The organism is Mycobacterium ulcerans subsp. shinshuense, assembly GCF_002355775.1.
GTDB classification, from domain to species: Bacteria; Actinomycetota; Actinomycetes; order Mycobacteriales; family Mycobacteriaceae; genus Mycobacterium; species Mycobacterium marinum.
Window position 1 is genome coordinate 3,905,326 of the sequence record NZ_AP017624.1, and the last position, 12,921, is coordinate 3,918,246.

General features: G+C 65.9%; 9 protein-coding genes and 1 pseudogene. 4 read left to right on the top strand and 6 right to left on the bottom strand.

Features of this window, described 5'->3' with window-relative positions; translation table 11 throughout:
* Nucleotides 1–17: 17 nt before the first annotated feature.
* Together rocD and ddaH are read right to left on the bottom strand one after the other, a co-directional pair.
* Nucleotides 18–1,262, bottom strand: a complete 1,245-nt coding sequence (gene rocD / locus SHTP_RS17580) for an ornithine--oxo-acid transaminase (RefSeq protein ID WP_012395246.1) — start codon at nucleotides 1,260–1,262, stop codon at nucleotides 18–20.
* Nucleotides 1,259–2,133 (bottom strand): annotated as a pseudogene (gene ddaH, locus SHTP_RS17585) (dimethylargininase). The gene rocD and the pseudogene ddaH overlap by 4 nt, the downstream one beginning before the upstream one ends.
* A gap of 123 nt (nucleotides 2,134–2,256) precedes the next feature.
* Here ddaH and SHTP_RS17590 point away from each other — a divergent pair.
* On the top strand, nucleotides 2,257–2,709 hold the full coding sequence (locus tag SHTP_RS17590) for an Rv2324 family transcriptional regulator (protein WP_012395248.1): 453 nt from the start codon (nucleotides 2,257–2,259) through the stop codon (nucleotides 2,707–2,709).
* Here the strand turns inward: SHTP_RS17590 and SHTP_RS17595 are convergent.
* Together SHTP_RS17595 and SHTP_RS17600 are read right to left on the bottom strand one after the other, a co-directional pair.
* Complete coding sequence (locus SHTP_RS17595) at nucleotides 2,706–3,566, bottom strand: CbiQ family ECF transporter T component (RefSeq protein ID WP_096371299.1); 861 nt, start codon at nucleotides 3,564–3,566, stop codon at nucleotides 2,706–2,708. The genes SHTP_RS17590 and SHTP_RS17595 overlap by 4 nt on opposite strands.
* A complete protein-coding gene (locus tag SHTP_RS17600) occupies nucleotides 3,563–5,635 on the bottom strand; it encodes an ATP-binding cassette domain-containing protein (RefSeq protein ID WP_096371300.1) in 2,073 nt (690 codons plus the stop codon). The genes SHTP_RS17595 and SHTP_RS17600 overlap by 4 nt, the downstream gene beginning before the upstream one ends.
* 118 nt (nucleotides 5,636–5,753) lie before the next feature.
* Here SHTP_RS17600 and SHTP_RS17605 point away from each other — a divergent pair, with 118 nt between their 5' ends.
* Together SHTP_RS17605 and SHTP_RS17610 are read left to right on the top strand one after the other, a co-directional pair.
* A complete protein-coding gene (locus tag SHTP_RS17605) occupies nucleotides 5,754–6,230 on the top strand; it encodes a MarR family winged helix-turn-helix transcriptional regulator (RefSeq protein WP_012395250.1) in 477 nt (158 codons plus the stop codon).
* Between the two features lie 151 nt (nucleotides 6,231–6,381).
* Nucleotides 6,382–8,886 (top strand): ABC transporter permease, encoded by a 2,505-nt coding sequence (locus SHTP_RS17610; protein WP_096372534.1) that lies wholly within the window; start codon nucleotides 6,382–6,384, stop codon nucleotides 8,884–8,886.
* On the opposite strand, the gene SHTP_RS17615 is transcribed toward SHTP_RS17610, so the two are convergent.
* Both SHTP_RS17615 and SHTP_RS17620 read right to left on the bottom strand, forming a co-directional pair.
* A complete protein-coding gene (locus SHTP_RS17615; protein ID WP_015356439.1) occupies nucleotides 8,859–10,019 on the bottom strand; it encodes an esterase-like activity of phytase family protein in 1,161 nt (386 codons plus the stop codon). The two genes, SHTP_RS17610 and SHTP_RS17615, sit on opposite strands and share 28 nt — an antisense overlap.
* Entirely contained in the window at nucleotides 10,016–10,750 is a 735-nt protein-coding gene (locus SHTP_RS17620) for a VIT1/CCC1 transporter family protein (RefSeq protein WP_172900565.1), read from the bottom strand. Before SHTP_RS17620 ends, SHTP_RS17615 begins: the two co-directional genes overlap by 4 nt.
* A gap of 125 nt (nucleotides 10,751–10,875) precedes the next feature.
* On the opposite strand from SHTP_RS17620, the gene SHTP_RS17625 reads away from it, so the two are divergent.
* Complete coding sequence (locus tag SHTP_RS17625; RefSeq protein WP_172900566.1) at nucleotides 10,876–12,819, top strand: acyl-CoA dehydrogenase family protein; 1,944 nt, start codon at nucleotides 10,876–10,878, stop codon at nucleotides 12,817–12,819.
* The last annotated feature ends 102 nt before the right edge of the window (nucleotides 12,820–12,921 follow it).

A 12,921-nucleotide genomic window follows, 5' to 3' on the forward strand; every position in this document is an offset into this window, starting at 1 on the left:
TTGCGGGGTCAGGCTGATTATGAGCCTGCTTCCCGCAATACCGCAGCGAACTGCCGAACAGCCCAGTCGATTTCCTGGGCAGTAATCACCAGCGGCGGCGCAAACCGCAGCGTGGAGCCGTGGGTATCCTTGACCAACACACCGCGATCGGCGAGGCGCAAACTGATCTCCTTGCCGGTGGCCAACGCCGGGTCGACGTCGACACCGGCCCACAGGCCAAGGCCCCGCACCTCGAGCACACCCTCACCGATCAGCGCACCCAGCCGCGCGTGCAACCGGGCCCCCAGCTCGGCCGAACGGGATTGGAATTCACCGCGCTCCAGCATCGAGACCACCGTGGTACCGATCGCCGCGGCCAACGGGTTGCCGCCGAATGTCGAGCCGTGTTCGCCGGGATTGAGCACCCCGAGGACATCACGGTCGGCGACCACCGCCGACAGCGGAACCACCCCACCGCCAAGCGCCTTGCCCAGCAAGAACACATCGGGCACCACATCCCAATAGTCACAAGCGAAGGTGTAACCCGTGCGGCCCAGTCCGGACTGGATTTCGTCGGCGATCATCAGCACGTTGTGCTCCGAGCACAGCGCACGAACGTCGGGCAGATAGTCATCCGGTGGAACGACGATGCCCGCCTCCCCTTGGATCGGCTCGAGCAGCACCGCAACGGTGTTCTCATCGATCGCCCGCGCCAGTGCGGTGGAATCGCCGAACGGCACCGAACGAAAACCCGGCGTGAACGGCCCGAATCCACCACGGGCAACGGGATCGGACGAGAAACTCACAATGCTGATGGTGCGCCCATGAAAATTGTTGTCCGCCACGACGATGTTGGCCTGGCCCTCGGGAACGCCTTTGACGTCGGCTCCCCATTTGCGGGCAACCTTCAGGCCGCTCTCCACGGCCTCGGCACCCGAGTTCATCGGCAACACCATGTCTTTGCCGCACAGCTCGGACAGCGCCGCGCAGAACGGCCCGAGGCGGTCGGAGTGAAAGGCGCGACTCACCAGCGTCACGGTGTCGAGTTGGGCATGCGCCGTTGCGATGATCTCGGGATTGCAGTGCCCGAAATTGACCGCGGAGTACGCAGACAGACAATCCAGGTAACGCCGGCCCTCGACATCGGTGATCCAGGCACCCTCGGCACTGGCCGCCACCACCGGCAGCGGCGAGTAATTGTGCGCGGCATGCTTTTCGACCAACGCAATCGCGTCGCCGGTTTCATCGACCTCCACCGAAACCGGAGCGTCGAGAATCGTCATGGATGTACCTCCAATGTGCAGCACTTCACGGAACCGCCGCCCTTGAGCAGCTCGGACAAATCGACGCCGATCGGCTCGAAACCGGCCTCACTAAGCTGCAGCGCAAAACCTGTCGCCGCAGCGGGTATTACGACGTTGCACCCATCCGACACGGCATTGAGGCCGAAGGCGTAGGCGTCTGCACTGCTCACCAGGATCGCGTCGGGAAACAGCGCCTGCGGCTGGTCGCGTGCCGCCGCACTGAAGGCCGGCGGGTAATACGCGATGGTGTGGTCGTCCAGAACAGCCAGCACCGTATCCAGGTGATAGAAACGAGGATCGACGAGCTCGAGCGAGATCACCGGCATGCGCAGTGCGGCCGCGATTTCGGCGTGCGAGCGCGGATCGGTGCGAAAGCCATATCCCACCAACACCATTTCGCCGACCCGCAGCAGGTCCCCCTGACCTTCGTTGACATGCCGAGTCGACACCGGCCGATATCCCATGGCCGACATCCAGCGGGCGTAGGCCTTGGACTCACCGGCCCGCTCGGCGAACCGGAACTTGGCGACGATGGCGATGTCGTTTCCGATGAACCCGCCGTTGGCGGCGTACACCATGTCCGGCAGCCCGGGCTCGGGCTCGACCAACTCCACCTGGTGGCCCAGCCGCAGATAGGTCTGGCGCAGTTGCTCCCACTCTGCGAGCGCGACCCCCGCGTCAACCGGCGTCGTGGTGTCCATCCACGGGTTGATCGCATATTCGACCGCGAAAAACGATGGGGGGTCATGGCATAGCGCCGCGGGCCGGCCGCCCGGGTGCGCTTGCTGGACTCTTGCCGTGCCGGCGCGCCCGCCGGTGTGCCCGCCGCAGCGACATAGTAATCCGTCATGAAACAAAGATATTTGCCCTTTCTTGCACAATCAAACGATGCTCATTGCGCGTCGACCATCAATATGTTGCGCTAGATTCCCATGTATAGCGATCTGTTGCGCACCGAGACGAGAGGGGTGACATGGATCACCTGGACGACACCGACGACCGCATTCTGGTCGAGCTGACCGACCATGCCCGGGCCACTTTCGCCGAGATCGGACAGAAGGTGAATCTGTCCGCACCGGCGGTGAAACGCCGGGTCGACCGGATGATCGACAACGGCGTGATCAAGGGCTTCACCACCATCGTCGATCGCAACGCGCTCGGCTGGCATACCGAGGCTTATGTCCAGGTGTTCTGCCACGGCAGGATTGCGCCCGATCAGCTGCAGGCGGCGTGGATAGATATCCACGAGGTGGTCAGCGCGGCCACCGTGACCGGCACGTCGGATGCCATCCTGCACGTACTGGCCCGCGACATGGGCCACCTCGAGACCGCGCTCGAACGCATCAGATCGAGTGCCGACATCGAACGCAGCGAAAGCGTCGTCGTGCTGTCGAACCTGATCGACCGGATGAGGCCCCAGCCCTAAGCGGCGTGCAGCATCGTCTCGATGACCACTGCGGCACCGCTGGTTGCGGCCGTGATCGCCAGTGTCACCCAGTCCCCCAGTTTCGGCCGCGTGGGGTTCGCCGACAGCTGACCGGTGCCACCGCGCGCGGTGATCGCGTCGCCCATCTCGTCCGCCCGGCGCAACGTCACGGTGATCGCCGCCGCCAGCAGGTCGATCACTTCCATCCCGCGCCGCCGCCGGCGCGCCTTGCGCGTCACCGGCATCGGTCTGGGCCTCAGCCGGCGGGCAGCGTAGAGCACCTGAAATTCGTCGATGAGCATCGGAAAAGCGCGCAGCGCCAGCGCCAGAACCACCGCCCATTCGTCAACCGGGATCCGCAGCAGCCGCAGGGGCCGGCCCAAAGTCGCGACCGCGGGCCCGATTTCGGCGACATTGGTGGTCCAGGAAACCATCGCCCCCAACGCGAGCAGCACGATCGACAGCGCGGTGATCCGCAAGAAATTCAACGCTCCGCCCAGACCGAGCTCGACACCGCCCACCGAGACCATCGGATCACCGCCGGCCAACGCAGCCGTCAGCCCACCAAACGCGAGGACGACAAAAAGCCAGCGCGGCATCGATGGCACCGCACCTCGAGGAATGTGCGCGATCCAGGCCGCCACCAGCACCAGCGCCGCCATCAACCCGATGGTGACCCATCCCGGATAAAACGTCAGCAGCACCGAGATCGCGAAAACCACCAGCAGCTTGGTGCCGGCCCGCAGGTCGTGGATGGCAGACCCGCGCGGCACCGGCACCAGCAATACCACCGGTCGCGCGGCGCGCCGGGAGCCACGTTCTGGGGTAGCCGAGGCGCTCGGCGACGAAACAGTCATGGCTTGCCCCCTGCCCCTGTTCGGCCCCCAAGTCCTCCGGCGGCGGTCGTCGAGACCGGTTCCATGACACCGTTGTTCAGATGCAACGTCCGCGGGCAAAGCTCGTCCATGCCGGCGAAGTCGTGCGAAATAACCACCACCGTCAGACCCTGTTCCCGGCGCAGGTCTTCCAGCAGGCGCAGCAATCCACGCTGGCTGGTGGCGTCCAGCCCGGCCAGCGGCTCATCAAGGATCAACGCCCGCGGCGAGCACGCCAGAAGTCCGGCCAGCACCACACGGCGCATCTGCCCGCCACTGAGCTGATCAATGCTGCGCTTGGCCAGTGTGGGATCGAGCCCAACCACGCTCAGCGCCGCGGCCACCCGGTCCTCGTCGCGGGCCGAGAAGCCGGCCGCCGAAGCGACTTCCAGATCGACCCGGCTACGCATCAGCTGCAGGCGCGCCGCCTGGAACGACAACGCGACCGCACCCACCTGCTCGTGGGTGGGCCGACCATCCAGCAGGCAGGCGCCGGTGGTGGGGACGGTCAGCCCGGCCATCACCCAAGCCAGCGTCGACTTGCCAGAGCCGTTACCGCCATGGATCAGCACGCCGTCGCCCTGCTCCACCACAAAGTTGAGATCGCGCAGCGCGGTCTTGGCCCACGGGGTGCCGATGTTGTACTCGTGGCCGACGCCGATGAGTTCGAGCGCCGGCCGCTGCACTCCGACGCTCACCGCCACAGCCGGCGCGGGCACCGGCGCGGTCTCGACCATCTCGGCGTTATCCGGCGATTCGCTCAAGTCGACCGTGCGGTCGGCGGAGTCGGCCTCGTTGTTGTAGTGCGTGATGTGCACCAGGGCGGTGCGGTGCCGTTTCGTCAGACCGGACAGCACCCGCAGCAGCGCTTCGCGGCCTTGCTGGTCGACCATGGTGGTGACCTCATCGGCGATCAGCATCGCCGGCTCCCTGGCCAGCGCCGCCGCCAATGCCAGTCGCTGCAGTTCACCGCCGGACAGACTGCCGGTCTCGCGTTCCGCGAGTCCCTCTAGGCCCACCTCCGCAAGTTGCTGGTCGACATCGATCTTGGTGCCCGGCGGCAGACCCCACACCACGTCGTCGGCCACCCGGGTACCCAGCACCTGACTTTCCGGATGCTGCAGTACCACCGCCGTGCCGCCGAGCTTGCCCAGACCCACCGCGCCCGGCCGCTCCACAGTGCCCGAGGTCGGCTCCCGCCCCGCCAGGATCAGCATCAGCGTGGTCTTCCCGGAACCATTGGCCCCGGTGATCGCGATGTGTTCGCCGACGCGAACGTCGAGGCTGACCTCACGCAGCGCATCTTGTCCGGCACCGGGATAGCGGAAGCGCACCTTGTCCAGTCGCACCGGGACCGGCTCGATCGAGGTCGCTTCGCCGTCCACGGGTGCGTCCAACTTGTGCACATCGGGGATTCCGCGCATCCGCTCCAGCAGGCGCGACAGCGCCCACCACCCGATCAGCGAGACCACCATGGTCGCGACGGTGAAGTAGCCGAGCAGCACCCACGGCCAATAATGCAGACCCTCGGCGAAGTAGCGCTTCAGATCCTCGGCGGCGCCCTTCATGCCCATCCGCGCCATGAACGAGGAGAGCCCCTCCACGTTGGCGGTCATCACCTTGAAAATCAGGTGCCGCAACCGCGTCAGCGCCGCCAACATGCCAACCATGGCCGAGCCGAACGCCAATCCGGCGATCAGGGACGAGACGATCACCGTCGGTGTGCCGCGCCCCTTGCGTTTCACGATTCCGGTCAGGCCACCGATGTAGGCGCTGTGCACCACCCCCATGAATCCGCCCAGTCCGGCGATCAGAAAAGCGATCACCCCCGCGGCGACCGTGGCCGCAACCAGCACCCGCAAGCGGTAGCGGTAGGCCAGCAATCCGGTGGGGACGGTGCCCAGCAACGCCAGTCCGGCGGCAAACGGAACGACGACAGAAATGATCGCGGTCACCGCGCATAGCGCGGCCATCACCGAGGCCTGCGCCAATTCGCCCGGCCGGAGCGGCCCGCCTCGGTGGGGCGGCGCAAGCGGGGCTGACGCGGTCATTTCATCGATTCTGCCAGCCTCGGGCCGGCGGGGCGCCGCAGCACACCGCCATACGCTGGTTTGATGTGATGGGCCCCACGATTAGCGGCACTTAGCAAAGCTATGAAACGATAGGAACATGACCTCATCAGCCACAGCCAACCAAGCCCAGGTTGCGCACGGCCTTGGAGCAGATCTGCTGGCCGTCGTCGCGCGGCTGAATCGGCTGGCAACGCAGCGCATCCAGATGCCGCTGCCCTCCGCTCAGGCACGGCTGCTCGCGACCATCGAGGCCCAGGGCGAAGCCCGCATCGGCGACCTGGCCGCTGTCGACCACTGCTCGCAGCCCACGATGACCACTCAGGTGCGTCGGCTCGAAGACGCCGGAATGGTGACCCGAACCGTCGACCCGGGCGACGCCCGCGCCGTCCGGATTCGTATTACGCCAGAGGGAATGCGCACATTGAGCGCGGTGCGAACCGACCGGGCCGCCGCTATCGAACCGCAGCTGGCCCGGCTCGAGCCGTCGGACCGCCAGGTGCTCGCGGATGCGGTCGAGGTGCTGCGCCGCCTGCTGGACAATGCGGCCGCCACGCCAGGCCGCAACACCCTCTGACCGACGCGGTGCATCCTGGATCGATAGACCCGTCCAGCGGGTACACACTTAGTTCCAGACCGGTTGGCCGGGGAGCTGGACGCGATCGGTGACGGAAGGTGGTGGGCATGCGGACCGAGGCATCTTGATACCGAACGGTTTCCCTCTGACCGTGTGGCTCGGATCGATGCGCTACGTCTTTGCTCCGGGCCGCGACGCATTGGTGGGTTACGGGAACAAGTTCGATATCCGCCTGGATGGCCCGGCACCCTTTGACACCTTTGACCGGCCAACCCCGGAACTGGCACTGCGATTCGCCGGCAATCGTTGGGTGGCCATCGATCAAAGCCGCAACGGCATGTTCGTTGACGGAGCGCGGTTGGCGACCGTCGACATCCGTGACGGCCTCACGATCACCGTCGGCGATCCCCACCATGGAACGCCGCTGCGCTTCCAGGTCACCGCTGCCGCCGGAGCGCGATCGCTACCTGCCGATCCGCCACGAGGCCCGGGGCATCCGCCGCCGCGTCCCGCCCGGGCCGAGCCCGCTCCGCCGCAGCCCGTCCCCCCGAGCAAACCGACGGAGTCGGTCACCCAGCAACTTCCCACCGCATCGGCGACCCAACGAATCGCCACGCCACCACCGGCACCGTCGACGTTCGAGCGGGCGACCCGGCCAATCCGGTTGGCACCCCTGGGCGCACCCGCGGCCCCTCCCCCGATGCCACCGCACCCACCAGCACCGCCATCACCACCGCGTCCGCCATCACAGTCCTCTCCGACGCCGCCGACCCCCGAGTTACCCGCGGCGTCGGCACCAGCTGCGTCCGAGGGCGAGGAACAGCCCAAGAGCCGGGGCCTGGTGGAGCGGATGATCGACGCCACCCGCAAGCTGCTGCCCGGCCGTGCCGAAACCGACTCCGACTCCGGTTCCAGCACCGGCACCGGCACCGGCGAGTTGCCGTCGACCAGCCGATTGCCGCTCAAGCCCGGCGCACGCACGATCGGCGTGGCGGCATATCAATTGGGGCTCACCGTCGACGGGCACGAGCTGATCTCGGACGTCTCATTCACGACGCGCCCAGGCTCGTTGATCGCCGTGGTCGGCCCGTCGCGAGCCCGCAACTCCAGCCTGGCCGGGCTACTGGCCCGCACCCGACCGCTCAGCGACGGTGTCCTGACCGTCGATGGTCACTCCGTCGCGGCCGAACCGGAATCGATGCGGTCGCGCATTGGGGTGGTAACGCGGGACAACCGGGTACACCCGCGGCTGACCGTCGAACAGGCGCTGAGTTATGCCGCCAGGATGCGGCTGCCACCAGACACCTCGGCCGACAATCGCCGGCGCGTGGTGAACCAGGTTCTCGACGAAGTCGCGTTGACCGCGCAACGCGCCACCCGGGTGGCCAAACTGACACCCGACGAGCGACGGTGCGCGGCGATGGCAATCGAACTCATCACCCGACCGTCGTTGCTGGTGGTCGACGAACCGAGCGCCGGGCTGAACCCGGCGCAGGAGATGCATGTGCTGGCCATGCTGCGCCGCCAGGCCGATCTCGGGTGCGTCGTCGTGGTCGCATCCATGCCGCTGGCCCACCTGAACATGTGTGACCAGGTGCTGCTGCTTACCCCGGCCGGGACCTTGGCGTTCGCCGGGCCTCCCGTCCAGATCGAATCGACGATGGGCACCGCCAGCTGGCCGGACATCTTCGCGCGGGTCAGTGCCGATCCGCAGGCCGCGCATCAATCGTTTCAGAACCGGCTACGCGCGTCGGTGTCACCGACACCACCGTCGGTGCTCGAACCCGAACGGCGCCCCGCCGAACTCACCTTCGGCGCGCAAGTCCGCCTGATACTTCGCCGCCAGGTGCGGGTTTTCCTCGCCAGCCGGCTGTACTTCGTTTTCCTGGCGCTGCTGCCATTTGCGTTGGGTGCCCTGACGTTACTGATTCCCGGCGATTCCGGCTTGGATAGACCGCCCCCGGGCAGCGGCAACCCCCACGAAGCCGTCGAGATCCTGGCGGCCCTCAACTTCGCCGCGGTGCTCATGGGCACCGCCCTGACCGTTCGCGATCTGGTCAGCGAGCGCCAGATTTTCCGCCGTGAACAGGCCGTTGGGCTATCAGCTTCGGCCTACCTGATCGGGAAGATCATCATGTTCGGCCTGGTCGCGGCCGTTCAGGCCGCGATCCTCACCGCCATCGTTCTGCTCATCAAAGGCCAGCCGGTGCACGGCGCGGCGCTGCTCCCCAACCCCGGTGTCGAGATCTATGCCAGCGTGGCGGCCACGACCATCGTGTCCGCCATCATCGGGCTGACGCTCTCGACGTTGGGCAGCTCGCTGCGCGAGGTCTTGCCGCTGGTGGTACCGGTGATCCTGGCGTCCTTACTATTTGCCGGCGGCCTGGTGCCGCTGGTGGGAACCTGGGGATTCGACCAGATCGCGTGGTTTGTCCCCGCCCACTGGGGATTTGCCGCGACCGCATCCACGGTTGATCTGCACCGCGTCGACGTGCTTGCCACCCACAATGAAGTGTGGGCGCACTATGCGGGCTGGTGGGCCTTCGACATCGGCATGCTGGTCACCTTCAGTGTCGTGGCAGCCGGACTTGCCCGCTACCGGCTACGGGCTCCCGGCGTCCCGGCAGATCACGGCATCGCCCACAGCAGGAGCTGAGTGACCTTGGCGGGTGAGAAGTCGTTGTCACTCACCAGCACCACCGATTGACGGCCGTCCGCCAATTTCGGTCCCAGCGTGATTCCTTCGATGTTGTTCAGCGGTGACAATGCCGCGGCCGCCGCCGTGCCGGCCAGGGCGGGCAGGTCGGCGGCCAGCGTCTTGCGCATCGGGGTCAACGGCGTCCCGTGAGTCGTTGGCATCGACAGCACGTCCGTCGCGGCACCGATCTCGGCGCGGAAGATGCGGATGACCGGAGGCACCGTCGCCGTTCGTTCCACCACCAAGAACGTCGTATCCGACAGGGCGACCAGATCTGAGACGCCGTTGCGGACCGCGGGCGATGCAGCCGGCTCCATGGGGTAGGCGTACTGGGCGGTGGGCGCGGCCGTCTCCACGTCGAATTTGGTGAAACGCGTCAGCACTTGGCGGCCGGTGTTGGCCGGCGGCTCGTCCTGCAAACCCGGTTCTTCCATCGCGGCGTACAGCGACCGACCGTCGGGTGTCAGCGCCAGACCCTCGAGCGCCTGATTGTTGCGCGGCCCGGTGCGTTGGGCGGACACCGCCAGATTCGGCGGCAAGGTGAACTGCCCCAGATATCGGCCGTCCAGATCCGCTATCCGGATCCACGGGTCCAACAGCCCCGATTGCCGATCGGTGAGTCGCTCACCTTCGGAGCTCCAATACAGTCGCCGCCGGGCGGTGTCCACGGCGATGCCTTCCGGATCAGGGGAAATCACCGGTGGCGTGCTGCTGCGATTCAGCGGCCCGAACGGCTTACCGTCGCGGTCCAGCAAGGAATACGCACCGGTGACGGTGATGTCGCTGACGCCGATGTCCGACAGCGCCAGCCGCATTGTGAAGAACCGGCCGGGTCCCCGGTCGGAACGATCATCGCTGATCACGTAGTAGACCTGACGGTCGGCGTCGTAACTGATGCCCGAGAGTCCGCCGATCACGGCGCCATCGACGCTGGCTCCGAACGGGATCTGCGCCTGGCCGAGATAGCTCAGCAACGCAGCTGGGGTGCGCACCCCGCCCCGCTGATGTGTCGGGGCGCAACCGAAGACCGCGGGGCACAACACGCACCCCACTAGCAAGCAGGCCAGCAGCCGGCCGAGAAACGGTTTCACATCACCGAAGCGATAAGCAGCCCAACCAGATAGGTCGCGGCGACCGCGACCGAGCCGAATAGCAATTGCCGAAAAGCGCTCCACCAAATCGTTTTACGGGTGAACCTCGCGGTCACACCACCGGCGATCAACAGGCCGGCTCCACCGAAAATCAACCCAGCCGACAACGAGCCGAATCCCAGCAAGTAGGGAATCAACGGCATGACCGCACCGATGGCGAACATCGCGAAAGACGAGATCGCGGCCGCCGATGCGGATGGCTTCTCGGCCGGGTGCACACCGATTTCTCCGACCATATGGAAGTTGACCGCCCGGTTCTCGTCGCGATGGATCTCGTCGGTGGCGGTCTGGGCGGTCTTTTCGGTCATCCCCATGTCCACCAACATCGCGACCAGCTCGGCCCGTTCTGCTTGCGGACGGGCACGCAACGCGCGACGTTCCACATGCACCTCGGAGTCGATCTGTTCGTTGGCCGTGGTCACCGAGGTGAATTCCCCCAGTGCCATGGAGAACGCGCCCGCCAGCAATCCGGCGATGCCACTGACGATGGTGGCGTGAACGCTCTCGGCCGCCGCGACACCGGCGATCAGGCTGGTATTGCTGACCAGACCATCCATCGCGCCGAAAGCCGCGGCTCGCAACCAGCCTCCGCTCACATCGGAGTGCGCGTGCCCAACGTCGAGAGCCGATTCGGGGTTGTGATTGGAATCGGTTGGTTCTGGGGTCGACATCGCAATATCTAAACCCACCTCAGCCTCCGCTGATCGGTCAGGATGGGCCCCCGACGGCCTCCGATGGACCAAACCCGAGACGCTGGTGTCTCACACACCCCGGTTTAGCGAGCTACGGTTCGGGTATGGCGCCGGACATGACCAACACAGCCAAACATCTGCGCGACGCCCTCGACGGCCGGTTCCGCGACGTGAAAAACGAGATGCGGCAGCAACTGACCCTGGAGATATTCCGGCCGCACTACACACCGAACACCGTCATCGCGCGCGCCAAGGTTGCCGAACAGATGAAATTCATGGCCGGGGCGGGAGCGGCCGAGGACAGCTTCCGCAAAGAACATGGCGGCACCGGCAATGTGGGTGCGGCCATCACCATGATCGAGATGCTCGCGATGTCGGACCTGTCGCTGATGGTCAAGGCGGGCGTCCAATGGGGACTGTTCGGCGGCGCGGTCGAAAATCTGGGCACCGAGCGCCACCACGAACAGTACGTCCCAAAGATCATTGACCTGCAGCTGCGCGGCTGCTTCGCGATGACCGAGACCGGACACGGCAGCGATGTCCAGTCACTGGAAACCACGGCGACCTACGACGCCGATACCGAGGAGTTCATCATCGACCCCCCGACCCCTACCGCCCACAAGGACTACATCGGCGGCGCGGCCGAAACCGCAACCATAGCAGCGGTTTTCGCGCAGCTGATCACTCAGATCGACGACGAACAAGCCAATCACGGGGTGCACTGTTTCTTGGTTCCGATCCGCGACGAGGACGGCAACGATCTGCCAGGTGTGACGACCTCGGACTGCCACTACAAGGGTGGGCTTCCGGGCGTCGACAACGGCCGCATCACCTTTGATCACGTTCGGATTCCCCGGGTGAACCTGCTGAACAGGTACGGCGACGTGGCCACCGACGGCACCTACAGCTCGCCGATCGACAATCCCAACCGCAGGTTCTTCACCATGATCGGCACGCTGATCCGTGGCCGGGTCACCGTTGGCGGCAGCGCGGCCGCGGCCGCTCGGGTTGCACTGGACATTGCCACCCGATATGCGTTGCAGCGCAGGCAGTTCAGTGCACCCGATGACGACGACACCGAAGTGCTGATCATGGACTACCTGATGCACCAGCGCAGGCTGTTCCCGCTGATCGCGCGTTCGTATGCGCTGCAGTTCGCACAGAACGAACTGGTGTCGAAATGTCATGACCTGCAGACAACGAACTCCCCCGACGCCGAAGAGCAGCGCGAACTGGAGGCTCGCGCCGCCGGCCTGAAGGCCGCCAACACCTGGCACGCCAGCCGTGCCATTCAGCAAGCGCGCGAAGCGTGCGGCGGCGCCGGCTACATGGCCGAGAATCGGCTGATCGCGTTGCGGGCCGACACCGACGTGTTCACCACGTTCGAAGGCGACAACCACGTGCTGACCCAACTGGTCGCCAAGGAGCTGCTCACCGCGTACGCCGACGACATCCGCAGTATGAGCCCGGTCGAGTGGGTGCGTTTCGCGGCCAACGCGGTCGGCGACCGGGTGATGAAGCGCACCGCGGCCGAAGCGATCATGCAGCGCATCGTCGACGCCCGCCAGGACAACGAAGAAGAAGGCAGCCTGTTCAACCGCGGCACCCAAGTCAAGATGTTCGAAGATCGCGAAGACTATCTGTTGTCCTCGGTGGCTCGGCGGCTGCAGAACAAATCCAACGAAATATCGGCGTTTGATGCCTTCAACGCGGTCCAGGACCACGTGCTCCATGCCGCGCAGGCCCATATCGACCGGGTGGTTCTCGAGGCTTTCGTCGCCGGCATCGAGTCATGCACCGACAAGCAGGCCCGCGAGCTATTGGGGGTCGTCTGCGACTTGTACGCGTTGTCGGTAATCGAGGAAGACAAGGCGTGGTACATCGAGCACCGGTACCTCTCGACCGAACGCGCCAAGGCAGTCACCCGGGGCATCAACGATCGATGCCGGGTGCTGCGCCCGCACGCCAGGACGCTGGTGGACGGTTTCGGCATCCCGAAGCCCCTGCGTTACGCCGAGATGCTGCATCCCGAGAATCTTCCTGACTGAGATCGGACCGCTCAGCGTCCGGCCTCGGTCCCCCGCCCCCGGGTAGCGGGACCGAGGCCGAACGCCTCGCACCGACCAGCCATTTGGTCGTTGACCAGCGGG